We start from the raw sequence: 20,302 nt of genomic DNA, 5'->3' as shown, positions 1-20,302 counted from the left end.
CGAGCGCGCGCATTCCGTGCCGCGGTCGGCGGGCCGGCCCTGAGCCCTCAGCCCGGAGGCCAGGCCGGCCCTGAGCCTGGCGAACATGTCCCGCTGAAGCAACCGGCAACGGGCGCCGGCCGCGCTCCGCAACTCACTTGTGACTTCCGGGGCGACAGGAATGTGAATTGGCGGTGAAGAGGGTTTTGGAAACTCCGGGCGGGAAAAGTGCGGGACCGTGAGTTACAGCAACGAGGGCATGCCGCAAAATGCCCCATACGACCCCAGCAGAAACGCTCCCTACTACGGTGGTCCAAACGGTCCGCGCGGTGGCGATACAGCCCCTCTCCCCGCCCAAGGGGCGTACGCCCCACGCAATATCAATTCCGCCCCGCCCGTTCATCCTGAACCCGGTGCCCCATACGGTCGATCTTCGAATGCCCCGTCCCATACGCCCAGGAGTCCTTCGGGTAACGGGAGCGGCGTCGGGAAGGATCGGCTGGCCTTGATCATTCACAGCCTCGCGGATATCGCTGCGATATTCCTGGGGTTGTGGATCCTGCTCTACCTGCTCGACGCGAATCAGGCGAACGTCTTCGTCGACTTCGTGCACGGCATCGCCGACTGGCTCGCCAGCTGGTCGCAGGACATTTTCACCATGGACACCGAAGGGCTGCGCGTCTTCTTCAACTACGCCCTGCCCGCGGTGATCTATCTCGCGGTCGGCCATGGCGCCGCAGCCTGGCTGCGGCGCCTCTGATCATGCTTCCGCCCTGCTCAGGGGCGCACCGATCACCTGTGACCCCTGAGCGCGGGGCGGGTAACGGAATCGCGCCCATTCCCCGCCGCCCCGGAGCCGTATAAGCCGCCCTTCCCTCCGATGCTGCTGCCTCCCCGTGCGTTCCGGGAGGGCGCGGATACGCACTGCCGGGCAGGCATTCAGCGGCCCGACGGTCGGAACGCCGATTTCCTCTGCCGATTTCCCCTGCGGATATGAGCGCGAGTACGCCTCGTACGCACTCCCCGCCGACCGCCCGCCACACGAGAGGCCGGCTCGATGCTCCGGTCGCTCACGTGAAGATCTTGCCCGGGTCGAAGATGCCGGCCGGGTCGAGGGCGGTCTTGACGGCGCGGTGCAGGGCCAGCACGCCGGGGCCGGTCTCCGCTGCCAGGCCGCGCTTCTGCAAGAGGCCCACGCCGTGCTCACCGGTGACGGTGCCGCCGGGGGAGAGCGCCTCGTCCCACTCGCCGATCAGGGGCAGCGGCCTCGGCTCGCCGTCCGGGCCGGACGCGGGCCGGGGCACCGCGGTCCCCGGCACCCGGTCCGGCCGAGCTCGGGAACGAACCGCCGGTGCACGCCCGCGGAGTCCTTGCCCGCCTTGCGCAGCACCAAGAGATGTGCCACATAGGCCCAGTTGGGGCGCATGCCGTTCCACGACGCCGACCAGCGCCGCGCGCACCGGTTCCCGGTCCCGGCGCGAGTGCGCGATGAAGTGCTGGAAGCGCTGTTCCGCCGACGGGTCACCCAGGCACAGGGCGACGTTCCGGGCGGTTTTGCGGCTGGGTGTCACCGCCCTTCGGGCACCGGCGGCGCGGACGTGGTGACGGGGCTACACGTGCCCCGTGTCCGCATCGTGGTCGTCGAAATGTCCGCCCAGTACCGCGAGCTACCATCCCGAGATGTCAGCCAAGTTGAACGCGGCGGGTATCGAACAGGCGGCACGGCGGCTGGCGCCGGTGGTGCGCCGCACCGCGCTGGAGGAGAACCCGCGGCTGTCCGCTCTGCTCGGGAACCGGGTTCTGCTGAAGCGGGAAGACAGCCAGATCTGCCGCTCGTACAAGGTGCGCGGCGCCTTCAACCTCATCTCCTCGCTCACCGACGAGGAGCTGCGGCGCGGCGTCGTCTGCGCCAGCGCGGGCAACCACGGCCAGGGCGTCGCCTTCGCCTGCAGCCGGCTCGGCATCCGCGGCCGGGTGTTCGTCCCGTCCAACACTCCGCGCCAGAAGCGGGAGCGCATCGAGGCGTTCGGTGGTGACGCCGTCGAGCTCGTGGTCGTCGGCAGTACCTACGACGAGGCCAGCGCCGCCGCACACTGGGACAGCGAGCACACCGGCGCGGTGTACGTCCACCCCTTCGACGACGTGCGGACCATGGAGGGCCAGGGCACGGTCGCCCGGGAGATCACGCAGCAGGCCGACCGTGCCGTGGACACCGTGGTGGTACCCGTCGGCGGTGGTGGCCTCATCAGCGGCATCGCCGTATGGCTGCGCGCGCACTCGCCGCGCACCCGAATCGTCGGCGCCGAACCGGCCGGCGCCGCCAGCATGCGGGCCGCCCTGGAGCACGGCGGGCCCGTGGCGCTGCCCGAGCTCGACTCGTTCGTCGACGGGGCGGCCGTGGGCAAGGTGGGTGCGCAGGCGTTCCCGCTGGTGAGGGACTTGGTGGACGAGATCGTCACGGTCGACGAGGGCGCGCTGTGCACCGAGATGCTCGACCTCTACCAGACCGACGGCATCATCGCCGAACCCGCCGGAGCGCTGGCGAGCGCGGCGGCCCGGCAGGTCCTGCCGGGGGCGGGGCCGGGCACGGTGGCGTGCGTCGTCTCCGGCGGCAACAACGACGTGAGCCGCTATGCCGAGGTGGTGGAGCGCTCCCTGGCGCATGTGGGCCTGCGCCACTACTTCCTCGTGACGTTCCCCCAACAACCGGGCGCGCTACGGCACTTCCTCGACGAGGTGCTCGCCAAGGGGGAGGACATCGTCGCCTTCGAGTACGTCAAGAAGAACAACCGGGAGACGGGCCCCGCCCTTGTGGGCATCGAACTGGAGCGTGCGCAGGACCTCGACAGCCTGCTCCAGCGCATGCAGGACAGCCCGCTGACGATAGACAGGATCTCGCCGGGCTCCCCCTGGTTCTCCTTCTTCCTGTGAGCCGTCCGAGAGCCGTCCGAGAGCCGTCCGAGAGCCGTCCGAGAGCCGTCCGAGAGCCGTCCGCGAGCTCGTCCTGAGCCCGCCGTGCGCCCTTCGTGAGCGCTGCGACGGGCAGTAGCGACAAGCGCCCTCGCGGAAAAGGCCGTTGGCCATCCGCGAGGGCCGTCCCTCGTGCCGTACGGCCCAGGATCGTCTCCCAGGCCGCTCGCAAACGATCTCCCGGAACGGGTCAGGGGCCCGACCCGCTGAGCGGATCAGGCCCCTGACCTGGTGTTCCTTCAGTCGGGGTGGCGGGATTTGAACCCACGACCTCTTCGTCCCGAAGCAATTCGATCGTCGGTTCGGCCTGCGAAAGGCACCCTCTTGGCCTGGGCTAACTGTCCCTGGGCGTCCGTCGTCGTACGCGGCGGTACACCCCGGTTGTAGCGCAGTTAGACACTCAGGCGGAGCTTGACGAATGAGCGAAGTCGCCTGCGGCTCCTACGACCTATCAGGGTCGGCTTCGCCGACGGCTGCAACACGCGCGCGTGTTGCAGCCGGTTGTAACCGGACACCCCGGACAGCCCCTGTTTCTGCTGTCCGGGTCGTTTTCCCTGGTCATCGCTCTAACCGGACAGTCGGACAGCTGGGACACCTCCCCGTCCGTCCAGGGGAGGCCCGGATGTTCCTTCCCTGGCTCCCCTCGCTGCTACCAGTTCAGGAATCCTGCGGCGTCATCTGCTCTGGTGACGCCACACACCGAAAACCCGTGTCATCGTCCTGCATAAAGTCGTCAGCATCGTTGAAGGCGGACGGCACCCCGCGGAACAACGGGCTGGTGAAGGCGCTGCCCTTCAGCTCGTATCGCCCCGGTTGGGTCGGAGTGGAACACCACTCCCATACATTGCCGATCATGTCGTAGATGCCGTATGGCGATACGCCACTGTGGTAGCGGGAGACCGGAGTGGTGCCCTCTACGCCAGTCTCGCGCACGTTGCACTTGGCGGCAGTCCTCTGGTCACCCCACGGGTAGATCGTCCCTGTTGTGCCGCGAGCCGCTTTCTCCCACTGCTCAGCGGTGGGCAATGACTTGCCAGCCCACTCCGCGTACGCGGAGGCGTCCTTCCACGACACCTCGACCACCGGGTGGTCGTACAAGCGGCGTGGGCACCGACCCCCCTCCCAGTGCCGGGGAGTTCGGTGTCCGACGGCCGTGCAGAATCTCGCGTAGTCAGCGTTAGTCGTTGGGAACGTGTCGATGTGGAACTCATCAACCCATACCGGTTCGTCAGTCTCCCCGGCCAAATAGATCCCCTCGGGGACCCGTGCCATCAGCTTCCCGTCGCGCTGGTGCTTGACGTACTGCCCGCTCATGACCGGGGTCTCTGCTGGGTCGATCAACTGGCGTGGAACGGGGTCGTTGACTGATAGCAAACCGACGAAACGTCCGTGAACATCGGGGCTGGCCTCGGCCAACAAGGTGTCCAGAGCCGCTTGGTTCACCATGCGAGGAATGCTCTCTGGTCCGCCCCTCTCCCACTTGGAGATGATTCGGTCGGAGACCCCCAGCTTCTCAGCGAGATCCATCAAGCTCATCCGGGCAGCCTCACGCAGCGCCTTGACCTCTCGGCCCGTCCACTGAGTAACGAGTGGCATGATCGCTCCCCCTTCGATTGACGGTCCGCCCCGGGCGTCGCGCGCGGACCGCCACGTTCAGTTACAGGCGCTCCCCAGGAATGTCGGCATAGACGTCGCGCAGAGCGCTAAGAACGGGGTCTTCAGCAGCGAACTGAACGTCGTCCAAGGCACTGATGGTGCGCACTCCGATGGAGGTGTTGGTGGCGAAGGCAGCCCGCATCCGCGGCACGTCGGCGAGGGTGACGGGAGCTGTGGTCATCTTCTCGTCGTAGGCAGCCTGGAGGAGCTGCATAGTGACGCCGGGCAGGACAGGCGCGTCAGGCCACACGACCACGCCGGATTCGTCGATGAAGCCCATATTCCAGGTCCCGCCCTCGGAGATGCGCCCGTCGGCTTCAACGAAGACAGCGTCATCAAAGCCCGCGCGCTGGGCTTCACGCCGCAGTCGGAGCTGAGGGAAGAGGCCGATGTGTTTCACCGCTGCTGTGTCGCGGCTGAAGGTGAACGTCTTCGCCTTGAGCGACGGTGGAGGCATGGCGCCGGCGGGACGGGTGGTTACCAGGATGTGAGGGTCGGCATCGGCTCCGGGGTGTCCCATTTCCAGCCCGGGGTCAAAGATCGTGACCCTGATGTTGAATGAGCCTGTGCGCTGGCCAACTGCCTTACGGACGTAGCCGAGCACCCGCTCCGGGTCAAGATCGGCATTGAAGACCAGTCGGCAGTCCCGTACGAGTCGTTCCATGTGTAGCGTGAGCCCACGAATGGCACCGTCGTCCATACGCATCGACGTGAAGTGCCCGTAGTTCGTCAGGGCGAGGGTCTGAAGATCTTCGAGCGATACTGATGCTCCGTTGAGTTCGGCCATGCGAGCCAGTCTGGCACCCGCTCCGGAGCCGAATCACGTGGTCAGCCTAGAAAGTTCGGATTAGTTCGGTGCAGGGGCGGTGAGAGTGCGTTCCGAGATGCCGCTTGCGCCGACAGGCTTGTCACATGACGCCAAAGACACCGAACACGCAGGTCACCACCTCACTCGCTGCCGCTCGATGTGCTGGAGGTTCGCTCTTCCTCCAGCTTCTCGACCCGCTCGGCAAGATCAGTGAGTCGGGACGTGACTCGCACCAGCTCAGCCTGAATGTCACGGATGCCCACAGCGGTCTGCTGTGCGGTGGGCTCGCCCTGCACAGGATCGATCACGTACGTGCCGCTCCCCGGGCGCCCTTCGACGAGCCCCTCTTCGGCGAGCTGCCCGTACGCGCTCTGCACGGTCATAAGCGCTACGCCGAGCTTCTTCGCGTATCCCTTGGCGCCCGGCAGCCGCGCCCCTGGGCCGTACGTCCCGTCGGCGATGTCGTCGCGGATCTGGGCGGCGATCTCCCGGGCGTTCGGCGTCTTCGGGGGCTTCGAGTCCATCAGTAGAGCGTACCTGACCTAGGTCATTTGGGGTTTTTGAGCGCGACTCCTTGACACCTCGAAAGCAACCTAGGTAGCTTCATCCCATCGCAACGACCTAGGTTACCTAGGCGGCGAAAGCCCGTCTGAACCGGCGGAGCCGAGCGAATCCGCAGTACCCCGCACCAGCTGGAAGACCCGGGAAGGCGACGTTGTCGCACGCCGACGGGCTGGGAGCGGACCTTCCTTGAGAACTGAACAGAGCGCTGAGAACGAGTGATTTTGGCTGCTGACGCGCTTCCAACCGGGGCGTCAGCAGCAATGACCACTCGTCTTCGACGAGCGGTCGTATCAGCCCGAGCACCCGGGCGCGCGACTCGCTTGGCCTGCTTCTGCCGGGCGGTCGTCTCTCGCCAAGGACCGCGACCGCCCCGCCCTTCCTTCTCTTTCGAATCAGGAGATCAGCAATGACTAACCGCCACTTCGTCTCCCAGTCCACCGGCCCGGTTGTCCTCGGGCTCGATCTGCCGATGGGCAGTGTCCACGTGCAGGTCCTCTCCAGCATCACGACCACCCGTGTGGTGCTGCGGACGGTCGACTCGTCGGGGCCGGCCGCCGACGCGGTCAATGGGGCCCGCAGCAACCAGGACGGTCAGACCCTGGCTGTGGAGGTCCCGAAGATCCCGGGCGACGTGATGATGCAGAACGTCCGAGGCAATCGGGTCACGCAGAGCGTGGGCACGGTGTACGGGTCGGTCACCGGCGTCACGATCGTCAACGGCCGAATCATCACCGGTGGTGGTACCGGCGTGATGGACACGGTCAGCCCGATCGAGGCCATCGTCAGCCTGCCGGTCGGTTCCTCCCTCGCGGTCGTCTCCCAGTCCGCGAGTGCCCGTGTCCACGGGGCCATCGAGCGCATGGAGTTCCGTTCCATCTCAGGAGACCTGGAGATCGACGGAGCCCGCCACCTGAGCGCGTCCACCACCTCCGGCGACGTGATCGTCGGCAGTCTGTCCGACCGTCTCACCGCCCGCTCCGTGTCGGGCGATATCACCGTGGACCTCTACAGCGGCTCCGACGCGGACCTGAACACTACCTCCGGAGACGTGGACGTACGCGCCACCGCCCAGGCGGCCGGCGCCCTGCGCGCCAACACCGTCTCCGGCGACGTCCGCGTGAGCGGTGGTCGCGCATTGCGGGTGAGTGCCCACAGCGTCAGCGGTCGCGTACGCACCAGCTGAGAACTGCCCACCGCGTCCCGCCCACGGCTGTCCCGGACAACGTCCGAGGGCGGCCGTGGGGGATTCGCCCGGAGCTCCGCGGGATATCCGCGGCCGGTTGCCTCCCGCCCGTCCAGCTCACTGCCGTACGGGCGGGGTTGAGGGGAGCCGGAACATCCCTTCGCTTTCGAGGAGTCCTGATGAGCGTTGTTGTTGAGATCGTCTCGTTCGGCTACCTGCACGATGCACCGCCCGTCGCCCACCTGACCATCGACTTGCGGCACCACTTCCGTGACCCGCACGTCAGCCCCGAGCTGCGGTACATGACCGCGGACGACGAACCGGTCCGCACAGCGGTGCTGAACACCCCCGGCATCACCGACCTGGTCGAGGCCACGGCGACCGCGGTCACCGCGTTCGCCTCCGGTCCCAGCGCCGGAGTGGTCACCGTCGCCGACGGATGCGCCGGCGGCCGCCACCGCGCCCCCACGTTCGCTCTCGCGCTGGCTGAGCGGCTGACCGCTGCCGGGCACCGCGTCAACGTCTGCCACCGAGACCTGGACAAGCCCGTCGTCCAGCGCTGAAACGGCCCCGCACCGGGCTCTGCACGGTCGCCCTGATGGTCGCAGGACGGGTTCGACTCCCGCCCAGGGCACGCACGACCAACACCACTCTCGAAGGAAAACGGAGAAACGACCATGTTCCGAAAGAACCCTTCCCCGGCAGTCGAGGACAGCAAGAGCCGTTCCAGCGATGACCTGCGGCGCGAGTACGAGCTGATCAACCGGGAGCGGGCCGGCGGCGGGACCTCCCCGGGTGCCATCGCGGACCAGAACGACATCGCCCGCGAGCTGGAGCGACGCGGCGAGCTGTAGAGCGCGCTCCTACCAGCCTCGGACCCACTATGCGGGGGAGCCGCGACGCGTGACCGAGCAGGTCAACTCCCGCTCGGGCCTCTCACCCGCTGACCACACACCACGTACTTGCCCTGGGGCGGTCGCCTCTCGCCAAAGACCGCGACCGCCCCGGGCCCGTCCCTTCGACTCAAGGAGAGCTCCACATGCGTACGTACATCGGCACCCAACAGGTCGTGTCCACGGGCGAGTTCGATGAGCTGGCCTTCGGCTTCGAGGAGCAGCCGCTGGGCATTGACCGTGAACTGTTCCTCAGCCCCTTCGAGCCGGAGACGGTCGACGAGCGCGCCGCCCGCCTGGACGCTGCCGCCGACATCCTGGCGGACCTGCGGGAGCAGGGCGAGAGCGGCGACGAGATCGCCGCGTGGGATGCCCTCTACGCCGACGCCCTGACCGCCGTTGCGCCGCTGCGGCGCGTCTGCCGCGTCTGCCGCGTCCGCCGTTCGGCCGGAACGGGGGAGGCGGCATGAGCCAGACACTGACGATGCTGGCCGCCGCCGCGCCGCTTGCGGCCGGATGGTCCCTGCACTCCCGGTGGCTGAACCGCCGCATCGAGGCGGCCCGCAGGGACCCGCTGACGGGACTGCTGACCCGTGACCCGTTCCAGGCCCGTGCCCGAAGGGTCACGGGGGCAGGGGCGTTCGCGGTGGTGGTCCTCGACCTGGACGGCTTCAAGCAGATCAACGACACCTACGGCCACGCTGCTGGAGACGCCGTGATCGCTGCGAGCGGCCAGCGCCTGGGGGAGTGGAGCGGTAGCCACAGCGGTGTGGCCGGCCGCCTCGGAGGGGACGAGTTCGCCGCCGTCATCCGCGTCTCCCGCGCTCGGGAGCTGCGCGCCGCCATGAACGCACTGACCGCGTCGCTCGCCGAACCGGTGGAGTTCGAAGAACACCTGATGTGGGTGGGCGCCTCGACGGGAGTCGTTCAGCAGCACACCGGCAACGGCGTCGCGGACCTGTCGCAGTTGATGCGGCGCGCGGATGAGGTCATGTACGGGGTCAAGCAGACCGGAGGCGGCTGGATGGCTGCCTCCCATGCCACCCCCGCGTACCGGACGGTCAACGGCCGCCGCGACGGCCGCCGCGGCACCAGCGCGGACCACAGCACCGAAGGAGGCTCGCTGTGAGCCAGATCTACAGTGCGCGGGGCGCGCGGCAGATGGACGCGGCCACCGTCGCCAAGGCCCACGCCGAAGCCGACCTGCTGCGGGCCCAGGCCGCCGCCGCGGCGGGCAAGGCAGGTGTCGAAGTCGAACGCGTCCGGCGGGAAGCCGCAGCGCAGGCCCGCCGCGAAGGGCGCCAGGAGCGCCAGGAGAATGCGGCGGCTCGCCGGGAGCGGCGCCGGGCCGCGTGCGCCCGGATCGGCGGGCAGTTGGACGCGCATCGCGTGACGCTGGTGACCGTCGCGGTCATCGCGCTGTTCGTGTCGGTGGCGCTGCCCGCGCAGATCGACTTCCTGGGCAGCCGGTGGGCGTGGCCGATGGCTGTGGCCGGCGGTGTTTCGCTGGAGTCCCTGACGTGGATGTTTGCCATCCAGGGCCAGCGTCGCGAACAGCGTGGCCTGTCCGCCGGCGTCCACCGCGTTGGAACCTGGTCGGCTGCGCTGGTGGCCGCCGGGATCAACCTGGCGCACGGCGCGCAGATGTGGGGTTTCGGCTTCGGGGTGGTCGCTGCGGTCGGCTCGCTGGCCGCGCCGGTGGCGTATGAGACCTACCGCCTGTCGGTCTCCGAGGACGACACCGGCGCCAGCCCGGAGGAGATCCGGCACAATCGGCGCCGGCGGCGCCACCACCGCAAGGTGCACCGCGCCGCGACCCGGCTGCGGTGGGCCACCGTCCCGCCGATGGATGAGGCCCGCGCGTGGGAGACCGCCTGGCGGATGGTCCACGCTGCCGAGCCCGGCGTCACCCGCCGGGAGCTCAAGCGGCATACCAAGCGCGCGGGGAAGGTTGCCCAGCTCGTCACCGAGCACGCCGATGCCGGGCCGCTGCCCTCGCTGGAGCTGTTCACCGGCCCTCGTACGGACGACTCTCCCACGCCCGTGCCGGAGCAGGAGCGTACGGACTCTGAGAAGGGGGCTGGGGAGGAGCGTACGCAAGACCGTACGGACGAAGCCGCGAACGGTCCGTACGACCAGGTCAAGCCCCGTACGCCCCAGCCTCCGAAGTCGACCCGTACGCCACCCATACGGCCCGCCCGTACGGCCGCACGCGCCACCTCGGACAAGGCGTACGAGGACGCAGAGCTGGAGCGTACGCGCCAGCGCGCCGAGGAAGCGTACGCGCAGTCCCTGGACGCCGGAACGCCAATCGGCCCGGCCGCGCTGGGCCGGGAGTTCGGCTTCTCCGAAGGCTGGGCCCGCAAGCGCATCAAGGCCGTGGACGAACGCCGCGCCACCGCCGCCCGCCAGGGCCTGCACCTGGTGCCCGCGGCTGCGGCCCGCTGATGGCCGCCCAAAAGCCCAACCAGCTCTGACCTGTTCCCACTTCGCTCAGCGGGGCCCGGACGTCTGCCGGCCAAAGCGCCGTCCGGGCCCCTTCCATCTCCCGTTTCCGGAAGGAAGCAGCAGTGAATCACGACGATGAGTACGACTTCTTCAAGCAGCTTGACGCCGACCTGGCCGCCGAGGACGCCGCCGATTCGGGCGAAGTAGTCGACCTGAACAAGGCACGGGCCGCCCGCGCACAGTCGACCGGCTCCACCACCGCGCAGGATGCCGACCAGTCGGCCGACTCCGGGGCGGACCGGTCGGGCAGCGAGTCGGCCGACCCGGCTGCCACCGTGATGGTCGACGGTCCGGCCCCGGCCGGGCCCGGCTACTTCGACCGCCTGCGGGCCGCCAAGCGGCGCCCGGTCCGCCCCGCCTGGATGCAGTCGGTGACCGAGCTGAAGACCGCCGCCTCCTGGGTGGCCGGCCACTATGGCCACACCTGCGCCTACCACGGCCTGCGCGCCCCGGCCTACGCCGGACGCCTGATGCTTCAGTCTCCGCGCGGCACGGCCCGCTTTCTGGGCGAGACGATGCGCTGGGTGGCCGACAAGGAGGGCGAGCCGGTCCGCCTGGCGGCGGTCCGGCGGGAGGACGCGGCCGACTACCTCAAGCTCTCCCGGCAGCGCGACGGCCGCGTCCGGCTGCGCACCCTGGTCGCTGTACTGGCCTCACTGATCGGTCTGGGGGGCGCCCTGGCGCTGTATGTGCTGGCGCCGGGCTGGCTTCAGACCGTCTCGGTCGGGGCGCTGCTGATGGCGCTGGGCTTCGCTGGGCAGGAGGCCGATGCGCCGGTCATCACCCGGGCGGTGGACCTGCCGGGTGTGGAGCGGCTGACCAGCGACATCGTGGTGCGCGCGTTCACTGCGCTGGGCATCGCGGAGATCAACAAGCAGGCAGCCAAGGGCAAGGCGCTGGAGTTCAAGGCACCGATCCAGCGCGACGGCAAGGGCTGGCGTGCGGATGTGGATCTGCCCTATGGCGTGACGGTCTCCGACATCCTCGACCGCCGTGAGCGTCTGGCGTCCGGTCTGCGCAAGCCGCTGGGCTGCGTGTGGCCCGAGCCGGTGCCCGGCGAGCACACCGGGCGCCTGATGCTGTGGGTGGGGGATCAGGACATGGCCAAGGCCCCGCAGCCGTCCTGGCCGCTGCTGAAGTCCGGTACGGCTTCGCTGTTCAAGCCGGTGCCGTACGGCACCGACCCGCGGGGCCGGGCGGTCGACTTCGACCTGATGTATGCCAACTTCCTGGTCGGCGCGATGCCCGGCCGCGGCAAGACGTTCGCGCTGCGGATTCTGCTGCTGGCCGCGGCCATGGACCCCACCGCCGAGCTGCACACCTGGGAGTTCAAGGGCACCGGCGACTTCTCCTCCTTCCAGCCGATCTCCCACACCTACGGCTCCGGCCCCGGCGATGACGCCACGGTGGAGGGCTGCGTGGAGGCGCTGGAGTACGTCTACGGCGAGCTGGACCGCCGGGCCCGCGTCATCAACGGCCTGCCCAAGGACATCTGTCCGGAGAACAAGGTCACCCCGGCCCTGGCCGCGAAGAAGTCGCTGGGCCTGCACCCGCTGGTGATGACCATCGACGAATGCCAGGAAGTCTTCACGCACGAACAGTTCGGAAAGAAGGCCGCCGAGCTGGCCACCGCCATCATCAAGCGCGGCCGGGCCCTGGGTGTGATCCTGCTGCTGGGCACCCAGCGCCCGGACGCCGACTCCCTGCCCAAGGCCATCAGTGCCAACGTCGGCATCCGCTTCTGCCTTCAGGTCATGGGCCAGCCGGAGAACGACATGGTGCTGGGCACCTCGATGTACAAGAACGGCATCCGCGCCACCTCGTTCACCTCCACTGACCTGGGCATCGGCTACCTGGTCGGCTCTGGACCCAACCCGCAGATCGTGCGGTCGTACTACATCGACAACGCCACCGCGGAGAAGCTGTGCGAGCGCGCCCACGCCGCCCGCGCCGCGGCCGGCACCCTGCCCGACCCCGGCGCCGCCAAGACGGAGAAGGCGGCCGACACGCTGCTGACCGACGTGCTGGCCGTCATCCCCGCAGGCGAGACGAAGGTGTGGAACGAGACGGTTATCGACCGCCTGGCCGAACTGCGCCCCGAACGCTACGGCGAGTGGGGGCAGATGACCGGCGCGGACAAGACCGCCCACCTCACCGCCGCGCTCAAGCCCTACGGCATCAAGGTCCGCCAGGTGGGTCGCCGCATCGATGGCGAGTTCGTCAACCAGCGCGGCATCGAGCGCCAGGCCGTCGCCGATGCGATTGCGGAGCGTAACCGAAAGCGGGACGCGAGCTGACCGCCGGAGCCGCTATCGATAGCGCCACAGCCTGCTATCGATAGCGGCTCCGATAGACCCCCGCACACCACCTCATCAGGTCACTAGCGCATAGCGCCCCACCTGCGGAAACCCTCGAAAACCGGCTCCGGAGGCCGTTCATGACACCCACTGCCCTCACTATCGCCTTGCCGCTCATAGTCACGCTCTGTTACGCGCTTCTGTGTGCGGTCAGCCCGTTCGGGAACTGCCGCAAGTGCAAGGGCTTCGGCTACGCCCTCAAGACCGACCGCCGCGGACGCCTGCGCCCCGGCAAGACCTGCCGCCGCTGCCGAGGCGACCGCAAGCGCATCCGGCTGGGCCGCCACGTGTTCAACGTCGCCGCCCGCCTGCACAGCGACGGCACCCGATGAGGGGACGGCCCGCGATGCGCCTGCGCCTTTGCCTCCTGGCCCCCGCCGCGCTGCTCGCCCTGGCCGCCTGCACCCCGCCGCCTGGGCCCGCTGGCCGAGTCGTCGACAAGGCCACCACCTACCGGCCGGCCACCAAGACACGCGATTGGACCCTGACCGTCCGCACCGCCGACGGACACACGGCCCGCTTCACCGTCAGCCCCGCCGTCTACGACGCCTGCCGCCGGGGCTCGTCCTATCCCGCCTGCACCCGCTGACCACTCACCAAGGAGGCCCCCGTGGCCATCACCCTCTCCCTTGTCGTCCTCTTCGGCCTGGTCCTGTTCTTCCTGCTCCGCTCGAAGACCCTCGGCTACGGCTCCGCCTTCGTCGCCATCATGTTCGGCTTCTTCCTCGCCTCCACCGGAGCCTCCGGCCCCATCAACCAGCTCACCCACGCGGTCATCGACGCCGCCTCAAAGCTGTAGGGCCCGGCCGTGAACCAACAGCTCACCTCCCGGCACTGGATCGCCGCGGCGGCCCCCAAAGCCGCCCCGGCCATCGCCACCTCCACCGTGCTGATCCTCGCCCGCATCTGGAACGCCAACGGCGCCGAACACTCCGTCGGCGACGCCGTGTTGATGACAGCACTCTCCCTCGGCGCGGCTGTGGCCGGCGCCCTGGCCTCGGTTGGGCACGCCGGGGATGGCGTCATCGCGGGAACCGCGTTCGCCACCTCCGGGGCCCTGGCCCTGGCCGGGGTAGCGGGGTACGCCGACGGCCTCTCGCTGCCCCTGCTGCTGTGGGCTCTGTCCACCGCAGCGGCATACGGCCTGGCAGCGCGCCACTGGCGCACAGACCGCCGCGAAGCCGCCGCCCACGACCGGCACATCGGCGAGCGGCGCGAGGAGTACGCGCACGTGGAACGCGTCGAGGCGATGCGGGCTGGAGCGCAGATCGAGGTAGCCCGCGAGGGCGCCGCCTACGCCACCGCCCTTGCCCAGGCCATCACCGCACGTTCCGCCCTGCCCGGCTTCAACTCCGCTGAACTCACCCGCGCGGGGCTTCCCGAACTCCCCATCATCGAGATCACCAAGGAGCACTGAGATGGACCCCGACGAGATCGTCACCGTGGCACTCGACACCTACGACTGGGAGAGCTCCTACTCCCGCCTGCTCACCCGCCGCCAGCTCGGCGAACTGCTCCTCCGCTTCGACGACATGGCCGACGAGACCGAAACGGCCTACGAGGAGAGGGCTATCTGAATGCGCCCGGGGCGGTCGCCTCTCGCCAAAGACCGCGACCGCCCCGGCCGGCGCTCTGGCCTCTCGGCCAGTGCACCGGTTCTCCGTCCCTTCGACAGAACAGGAGACCTCCAGCATGACGCATGACCGCAAGACCGCGTTGCTGACCGCAGCTCTGGACGCCGCCGAACGCGATTGGCACATCTTCCCCGTCATCCCCAACGACAAGCGCCCGGCGGTCAGCGACTGGTCCGAGCGCGCCACCACCGACCGGCAGCGCATCACCCGCTGCTGGACGCACGCCCCGTACAACATCGGCATCGCCACCGGGCCCTCCGCGCTTGTGGTCGTCGATCTCGACAAGCCCAAGCACCCGCAGGACACTCCGCCGGCGCAATGGGCTGAGCGCGGCGTCACCGACGGAGCCGACGTGCTCGCCGTGCTCTGCGAGCGTCACGGCCAGCCCTACCCGGGCGACACCTACACCGTGCGGACCTGGAGCGGCGGCACCCACCTGTACTTCACCGCACCCGAGGGCGAAACCTTCCGCAACACCACCGGAGACAGCGCGCGGGGGCTGGGCTGGAAGGTCGATACCCGCGCCATCGGCGGGCTCGTGGTCGCCGCGGGCAGCACCTTCGCAGGACGCCCCTACGAGGTCGTTCACAGTGGCCCTGTGGCGCCGCTGCCGTGCTGGCTCGCCGAGCTGCTGCGCCCGGCACCGCTGCCCCCGCAGAAGCCCATCACGGTCGCGCTCGCAGACGGTGACCGGCGCAGCGCGTTCCTGCGGTCCGCGGTTGATGGGGAGTTGAAGCGCGTCACCACCTCCGGCGATGGCCAGCACAATGATGCGCTCTACATCGCCTCCGTCGCCCTCGGACAGCTCGTCGCCGGGGGTGAGCTGGCCGAAGCCGACGTCACCGGCTGGCTCCTGACCGCGGCGCTCCAAGTGGGCCAGGGCGAGCGCGAAGCACGGCGTACCATCGCCTCCGGCCTGCGGGCCGGGGCAGCGCGCCCGAGGACGGTGGCAGCGTGAGCACCAACCCGATTCCCCCGCTGCACCTCTACTCCGTCCCCCGTGACCCCCAGGCCGCCCCCGAGGCTCCGGCGGCTCGTGAGCGCCCGCGGACCGCGTGGACGGCAGATCAGCTCATGGCCGCGGAGTTCCCTGAGCCGAAGTGGGCGGTCCCCGGCATCCTCGCGGAAGGCGTGAGCCTGCTTGCCGGACCGCCCAAGGTCGGCAAGTCCTGGCTCTCCCTCGGTCTTGGCCTCTCGGTTGCGGCCGGTGGCAAGGCGTTCGACTCCGTCCCGGTCAAGGGCGGCCCGGTCCTCTACCTTGCGCTGGAGGACACCCCGCGTCGCCTCCAGACCCGCATGGGCAAGCTCCTCGGCGGACAGAAAGCGCCGGCCGGACTGACGCTGGTCACCGAATGCCCTCCCTTCCCGCAGGGCGGCAGCGAGGCCATCGCCGGGTGGTTGGACCGCAACCCGGACGCCCGCATGGTCGTCATCGACGTGTTCGCCAAGATGCGTGGACAGGCCCCGCAAGGCGTCTCGGCGTACGACGCGGATTACGTCTCCGTCGGCTATGCCAAGCGCATCGCGGACCGCTACGGCATCGCCGTCGTCCTGGTCCACCACGTCCGCAAAGCCGGGTCTGAAGATTTCCTGACGGAGGTCTCCGGCACCAACGGCATCGCCGGAGCCGCTGACGCCACGCTCGTGCTGAAGCGCGCCCGCGGGCAGGCGGACGGCATCCTGCACGTCACCGGCCGCGACGTGAACGAAGCCGAATACGCGCTCTCCTTCCAGGAAGCCTCCGGCGCCTGGCACTTGCTGGACGGCCCCGCCTCCGACCACACCGTCGGCGACACCCGCGCAGCCATCCTCCGCTACGTCCGGAGCAACCCCGGAGCGAAGCCAAAGGACATCGCCGAAGCGCTACCGGACGCCGACGCCGACACCGTTCGCCGCACCTGCTCGCGCATGGCAGCAGATGGCCAGCTCGCCAAGGACGGCAGCGGCCGGTACTACCCGGACACCGAGACCCGGACACAGGGCACCCAAGAGGTGTCCCAGCTGTCCGACTGTCCGGTTGACCCATCTGACCTGCAAGAACTACCCGGACAGCAGGAATGGGAGCTGTCCCACCTGTCCGACTCTGGCGTATCGCACAACGTAGGGAGGACCCCGTGACCCTGGCCGTTCCCGAGCGGGAAATATCCACTGAACCTCTTCTCTACCGAGTGAAGGACGCCGTGCGCGTCCTGAACATGAGCCGCACCGTCGTCTACGACCTGATCCGCGTGGGCCGTCTCCGGACAGTCACGGAGGGGCGAACGAGGCTCGTCCCTGCATCCGCCATCGCTGAGTACCTCGCGCTGCTGGAGCGTGAAGCCGGAGGGAAGCAGTGACCAAACGCCGCAGCAGAGGAGACGGGGGACTCCACTGGGACGAGAAGCGGCAGCGCTGGATTGCAACTGCGAGCTTGGGCTACGGCCCCAGCGGCAAACGCATCGTGAAGCGCGGCAGTGGCAAGACCAAGACCGAAGCCAAGAACAAGCTGAAGGAAGTCCTCCGGGACCACGAGGACGGGCTTGCCATCGCGCCCACCGGTTACACGGTGGAGAACGCGGTCAATGACTGGCTCACGTACGGGTTGGCCGGTCGGGACAAGGGCACGCTCGACAACTGCACGATCCTCAGCCGGACGCACGTGATCCCATCGCTCGGTGCTCGGAAGCTGCGTGATCTGAGCGCGGAGGACGTGGACAAGTGGCTAGCCCAGAAAGCGAAGTCGCTCAGCACGCGAACCTTGCAGAGCATCCACTCATGTCTGAACCGCTCGGTGAAACGGGCGATGGCGCGAGACAAGGTGAAGCGCAACGTGGTGGAGCTGTGCTCCGTTCCTACGGGCCAGGCGGGACGCCCGTCCAAAGCCCTGACCCTGGCACAGGCTGAGGCGGTCCTGAAAGCCGCTGAGCGCACGTCCATGCACGCGTACATCGTGCTGGCCTTGCTCACCGGAGCACGTACCGAAGAGCTGCGTGCGCTCACGTGGGACCACGTCTTCCTCAAGGGAGACCCGGCCGCGACCCCGCCCGTCCCGCCGTACATCGCGGTATGGCGGTCGGTCCGCACCGGAGGCGACACCAAGACACGGAAGTCCCGGCGGACGCTTGCTCTCCCGGCCCGCTGTATCGACGTGCTCTGGCAGCACTGGGAGGACCAAGGCTGGGACCGTCTGGCTGCCGGCGATGCCTGGGAGGAGAACGGACTTGTCTTCTCGTCGGCCGTCGGGAAGGAACTCGACTCGACCAACGTCCGGAGGGCCTTCCGCCAAGCGATCAACAAGGCCGAGGGGGTCAACGCCGCGGAATGGACGCCGCGTGAGCTACGCCATAGCTTCGTCTCGCTGCTATCGGACCGCGGTGTCCCGCTCGAAGAGATCTCGCGCCTGGTCGGGCACTCCGGGACGGCGGTCACTGAGGAGGTCTATCGCAAACAGATCCGCCCAGTGATCCAAACGGGAGCGGTCGCAATGGACGGCATCTTCAAGGCGAATCCGAAGCACTAGTCACGCAGTTAGTCACGCACAATGCAGGAGAGGCACCTACCAAGATTGGTAGGTGCCTCTGACCTGGTGTTCCTTCAGTCGGGGTGGCGGGATTTGAACCCACGACCTCTTCGTCCCGAACGAAGCGCGCTGCCAAGCTGCGCTACACCCCGAAGCAACGAGCTCTACTTTAGCGGACCGATCCCCGTAGGTGAAATCCGGTTCCTGCGGAGCCGGGGAGCGGGCCTGACCTGGTCGATCCCGATGACGATCAAGGACAGAAGCACGCCGGCCAAGCCGATGGTGAGCGCGAGGGCGGCGCCGGGGGACGGGGCACCGGCGGCCGCGGGGAAGGCGAAGGTGAAGCCGAGGAAGAGGAGGGGGTAGGCCGGCCACTGCCAGGCGCAGGCCGGGCGGAAGCCGCGGGGGGCCGTCAGCAGGAGCCAGTCGACGAGGGCGGCCAAGGGGATGACGGCGTAGAGGAGCTGGTGGGAGAGGGCTTGGGTGACGGTGGGGGCGGTGGCGTGTGGCAGGGCGAAGGCGGTGGAGTCGGCGACGGGGAAGGCGTAGTGGAGGAGGGCGGGGAGGAAGAGGAAGGGGAGCAGCGCGCCGGTGAGGCGCGGGCTCAGGGCGCGGCGGCCGGTCCAGGCGCGGTGGGCGGAGCAGGCGAAGACCAAGGCGGCGACGAGGTTGGCCTGCACGGTGAAGCGGGTCAGCAGAGCGGCCGGGGTGGCGGCCCCGCCGGCCGCGAGGAGCAGGCCGGTCAGGGCGGCCGCCGCGATGAGGGCGCGGAAGGCGGCCGCCAGGGGGCGGCGGATCGTGGGGGCGACGGCTGCCGCCGGGGTACGGGCGGCAGCGCCGGCCGGGCCGGTGGCGTGGCGCGTGGACTGCGAGGTCCGGGTGGGGTCGGACATTCCTCCACGGTACGGCGATGATCAATGAGCGGGGGAGTCCCCATCCGGCAAAACTCCGGTCCCAGGGAGCGCGTGGCCGGTTCCGGCACCTCGGCGAGGAGGCGGCGGGACGAGCAGGGCCATGGATCCCGGCCCCCGGACCGCCTCAGCTCCTCGACTGCCTCGGCCCCGGACCGCGTCAGCCCGTCGCCGTCCTCAGTCCCCCGACCGTGTCAGCCTCTCGGCCGGTGTCCGCGCCGCCTCAGCCCTCGGCCCCTGACGACCGCCACCCGCGCCCCGCGCCCCCGCCGGGTCGTTCCCCGGCCACATTCCAAGCCGGGCCCTTGGTCCGGACCGTCAGCCCGGCCCCTCGTCCCCGCTCCCTCAGCCCCGCTCCGTCAGCGTCAGCAGGGTCGCCTCCGGGGGGCAGGCGAAGCGGACCGGGGTGTAGCGGTTGGTGCCGCAGCCGGCGGAGACGTGGAGGAAGGAGGTGCGGTCGCCGGCGGTGTGGGTGGACAGGCCCTTCACCCGGTCGGTGTCGATGTCGCAGTTGGTGACGAGGGCGCCGTAGAAGGGGATGCAGAGCTGGCCGCCATGGGTGTGGCCGGCAAGGATCAGGGGGTAGCCGTCCGCGGTGAAGGCGTCCAGCGAGCGCAGATAGGGGGCGTGGACGACGGCCAGGGAGAGGTCGGCGCCGGATTCCGGGCCGCCGGCCACCGCGGCGTAGCGGTCACGCTTGATGTGCGGGTCGTCCAGGCCGGTCAGGGCGATCTCGATGCCCTCCAGCTTGAGGCGGCCGCGGGAATTGGACAGGCCGACCCAGCCGGCCGCGTCGAACGCGTCGCGCAGGTCCTCCCACGGGTTGTGGACCGCGCCCACCACGGGCGCGTTGCCGTTGAGGCCGTGCCGGCCCTGGGCCCGCTCGATCAGATAGCGGGCGGGGTTGCGCAGCTTGGGTCCGTAGTAGTCGTTGGAGCCGAAGACGTAGGCACCGGGGAACTCCATCAGCGGGCCCAGCGCGTCCAGCGTCTCGGGGACGCCTTCCGTGTCGGAGAGGTTGTCGCCCGTGTTGATGACGAAGTCGGGCCGCAACCCGGCGAGCGACTGCAGCCAGCGCTGCTTCTTGCGCTGTCCGCTGACCATGTGGATGTCGGAGACCTGCAGGACGCGCAACGGCCGCATGCCACGGGGCAGTACGGGCACGGTGACGCGTCGGAGGCGGAAGGAGCGGACTTCGAAGCCGGCGGCGTAGGCCAGGCCGGCCGCGCCGACTGCGGTCAGGGTCAGGGGTACTCCGTATCGCGCGCGCATGCATCCATCGTCGCAGAGTCACGGGGGTGGGTGCAGCGCGCGCGATACGGAGTACCCCTGACCCTGAC

At 69.2% G+C, this 20,302-nt stretch carries 23 protein-coding genes, 1 tRNA gene and 1 pseudogene; 18 read left to right on the top strand and 7 right to left on the bottom strand.

The features are described 5' to 3' along the window. Positions 1–475: 475 nt before the first annotated feature. Positions 476–739: pseudogene (locus EST92_RS13090) on the top strand (hypothetical protein); the annotation flags it as partial. A 310-nt stretch (positions 740–1,049) separates the two neighbouring features. Here the strand turns inward: EST92_RS13090 and EST92_RS32135 are convergent. Further along, on the bottom strand, positions 1,050–1,283 hold the full coding sequence (locus EST92_RS32135; protein WP_275540878.1) for an FAD-linked oxidase C-terminal domain-containing protein: 234 nt from the start codon (positions 1,281–1,283) through the stop codon (positions 1,050–1,052). 376 nt (positions 1,284–1,659) lie between these two features. Between EST92_RS32135 and ilvA the strand changes: the two genes are divergently transcribed. Continuing rightward, entirely contained in the window at positions 1,660–2,910 is a 1,251-nt protein-coding gene (ilvA, locus tag EST92_RS13080; RefSeq protein WP_129281105.1) for a threonine ammonia-lyase IlvA, read from the top strand. Positions 2,911–3,606: 696 nt separating this feature from the next. Here ilvA and EST92_RS13075 read toward each other — a convergent pair. The 3 genes from EST92_RS13075 to EST92_RS13065 all read right to left on the bottom strand — a co-directional run bounded on the left by EST92_RS13075 (position 3,607) and on the right by EST92_RS13065 (position 5,937). Beyond that, positions 3,607–4,545, bottom strand: coding sequence for an SUMF1/EgtB/PvdO family nonheme iron enzyme (locus tag EST92_RS13075; RefSeq protein ID WP_129281104.1), 939 nt, complete (start codon positions 4,543–4,545; stop codon positions 3,607–3,609). Positions 4,546–4,606: 61 nt separating this feature from the next. Beyond that, positions 4,607–5,392 carry an aminotransferase class IV family protein gene (locus EST92_RS13070; protein WP_129281103.1) on the bottom strand — a complete coding sequence of 262 codons (786 nt, stop codon included), beginning with the start codon at positions 5,390–5,392 and terminating at the stop codon, positions 4,607–4,609. A 161-nt stretch (positions 5,393–5,553) separates the two neighbouring features. Next, the gene (locus EST92_RS13065) at positions 5,554–5,937 is read right to left on the bottom strand and encodes a winged helix-turn-helix domain-containing protein (protein ID WP_129281102.1); all 384 of its coding nucleotides are present in this window, start codon (positions 5,935–5,937) and stop codon (positions 5,554–5,556) included. Between the two features lie 446 nt (positions 5,938–6,383). On the opposite strand from EST92_RS13065, the gene EST92_RS13060 reads away from it, so the two are divergent. From EST92_RS13060 to EST92_RS12995, 16 genes are all read left to right on the top strand, one after another. Beyond that, positions 6,384–7,160 carry a DUF4097 family beta strand repeat-containing protein gene (locus EST92_RS13060; RefSeq protein ID WP_129281101.1) on the top strand — a complete coding sequence of 259 codons (777 nt, stop codon included), beginning with the start codon at positions 6,384–6,386 and terminating at the stop codon, positions 7,158–7,160. A 179-nt stretch (positions 7,161–7,339) separates the two neighbouring features. Continuing rightward, positions 7,340–7,723, top strand: a complete 384-nt coding sequence (locus tag EST92_RS13055) for an RNase adapter RapZ (RefSeq protein WP_129281100.1) — start codon at positions 7,340–7,342, stop codon at positions 7,721–7,723. A 114-nt stretch (positions 7,724–7,837) separates the two neighbouring features. Beyond that, positions 7,838–8,014, top strand: coding sequence for a hypothetical protein (locus EST92_RS31140; protein WP_154073973.1), 177 nt, complete (start codon positions 7,838–7,840; stop codon positions 8,012–8,014). A 185-nt stretch (positions 8,015–8,199) separates the two neighbouring features. Next, on the top strand, positions 8,200–8,523 hold the full coding sequence (locus EST92_RS13050) for a hypothetical protein (RefSeq protein WP_254068794.1): 324 nt from the start codon (positions 8,200–8,202) through the stop codon (positions 8,521–8,523). Next, positions 8,520–9,182, top strand: coding sequence for a GGDEF domain-containing protein (locus EST92_RS13045; RefSeq protein WP_174244005.1), 663 nt, complete (start codon positions 8,520–8,522; stop codon positions 9,180–9,182). The genes EST92_RS13050 and EST92_RS13045 overlap by 4 nt, the downstream gene beginning before the upstream one ends. Beyond that, complete coding sequence (locus EST92_RS13040) at positions 9,179–10,501, top strand: hypothetical protein (RefSeq protein WP_129281099.1); 1,323 nt, start codon at positions 9,179–9,181, stop codon at positions 10,499–10,501. Before EST92_RS13045 ends, EST92_RS13040 begins: the two co-directional genes overlap by 4 nt. Before the next feature lie 122 nt (positions 10,502–10,623). Further along, entirely contained in the window at positions 10,624–12,858 is a 2,235-nt protein-coding gene (locus EST92_RS13035) for an FtsK/SpoIIIE domain-containing protein (RefSeq protein ID WP_129281098.1), read from the top strand. 140 nt (positions 12,859–12,998) lie between these two features. Continuing rightward, positions 12,999–13,250, top strand: coding sequence for a hypothetical protein (locus EST92_RS13030; protein ID WP_129281097.1), 252 nt, complete (start codon positions 12,999–13,001; stop codon positions 13,248–13,250). Positions 13,251–13,264: 14 nt separating this feature from the next. Continuing rightward, positions 13,265–13,507 (top strand): hypothetical protein, encoded by a 243-nt coding sequence (locus EST92_RS13025; RefSeq protein ID WP_129281096.1) that lies wholly within the window; start codon positions 13,265–13,267, stop codon positions 13,505–13,507. Between the two features lie 21 nt (positions 13,508–13,528). Next, positions 13,529–13,717: a hypothetical protein gene (locus EST92_RS13020; protein WP_129281095.1), complete on the top strand. Its 189-nt coding sequence runs from the start codon at positions 13,529–13,531 to the stop codon at positions 13,715–13,717. Between the two features lie 9 nt (positions 13,718–13,726). Next, complete coding sequence (locus tag EST92_RS13015; protein ID WP_129281094.1) at positions 13,727–14,335, top strand: hypothetical protein; 609 nt, start codon at positions 13,727–13,729, stop codon at positions 14,333–14,335. A 1-nt stretch (position 14,336) separates the two neighbouring features. Next, positions 14,337–14,495 (top strand): hypothetical protein, encoded by a 159-nt coding sequence (locus tag EST92_RS31135; RefSeq protein WP_154073972.1) that lies wholly within the window; start codon positions 14,337–14,339, stop codon positions 14,493–14,495. A gap of 115 nt (positions 14,496–14,610) precedes the next feature. Next, on the top strand, positions 14,611–15,510 hold the full coding sequence (locus tag EST92_RS13010) for a bifunctional DNA primase/polymerase (protein WP_129281093.1): 900 nt from the start codon (positions 14,611–14,613) through the stop codon (positions 15,508–15,510). Continuing rightward, entirely contained in the window at positions 15,507–16,670 is a 1,164-nt protein-coding gene (locus tag EST92_RS13005; RefSeq protein WP_129281092.1) for an AAA family ATPase, read from the top strand. Before EST92_RS13010 ends, EST92_RS13005 begins: the two co-directional genes overlap by 4 nt. Continuing rightward, positions 16,667–16,888, top strand: coding sequence for a helix-turn-helix domain-containing protein (locus EST92_RS13000; RefSeq protein ID WP_254068793.1), 222 nt, complete (start codon positions 16,667–16,669; stop codon positions 16,886–16,888). The genes EST92_RS13005 and EST92_RS13000 overlap by 4 nt, the downstream gene beginning before the upstream one ends. Continuing rightward, on the top strand, positions 16,885–18,051 hold the full coding sequence (locus tag EST92_RS12995; RefSeq protein ID WP_129281090.1) for a site-specific integrase: 1,167 nt from the start codon (positions 16,885–16,887) through the stop codon (positions 18,049–18,051). The genes EST92_RS13000 and EST92_RS12995 overlap by 4 nt, the downstream gene beginning before the upstream one ends. A gap of 78 nt (positions 18,052–18,129) precedes the next feature. Here EST92_RS12995 and EST92_RS12990 read toward each other — a convergent pair. The 3 genes from EST92_RS12990 to EST92_RS12980 form a co-directional block, all read right to left on the bottom strand. After that, positions 18,130–18,203, bottom strand: a tRNA-Pro gene (locus tag EST92_RS12990). A 12-nt stretch (positions 18,204–18,215) separates the two neighbouring features. Next, positions 18,216–18,944: an integral membrane regulator gene (locus EST92_RS12985; RefSeq protein ID WP_129281089.1), complete on the bottom strand. Its 729-nt coding sequence runs from the start codon at positions 18,942–18,944 to the stop codon at positions 18,216–18,218. A gap of 363 nt (positions 18,945–19,307) precedes the next feature. Beyond that, the gene (locus EST92_RS12980) at positions 19,308–20,234 is read right to left on the bottom strand and encodes a metallophosphoesterase (RefSeq protein WP_129281088.1); all 927 of its coding nucleotides are present in this window, start codon (positions 20,232–20,234) and stop codon (positions 19,308–19,310) included. Between the last annotated feature and the right edge of the window lie 68 nt (positions 20,235–20,302).

Source organism: Streptomyces sp. TM32 (assembly GCF_004122755.1).
Classification (GTDB): Bacteria; Actinomycetota; Actinomycetes; order Streptomycetales; family Streptomycetaceae; genus Streptomyces; species Streptomyces sioyaensis.
This window is presented reverse-complemented; position numbering and strand designations above follow the sequence as displayed.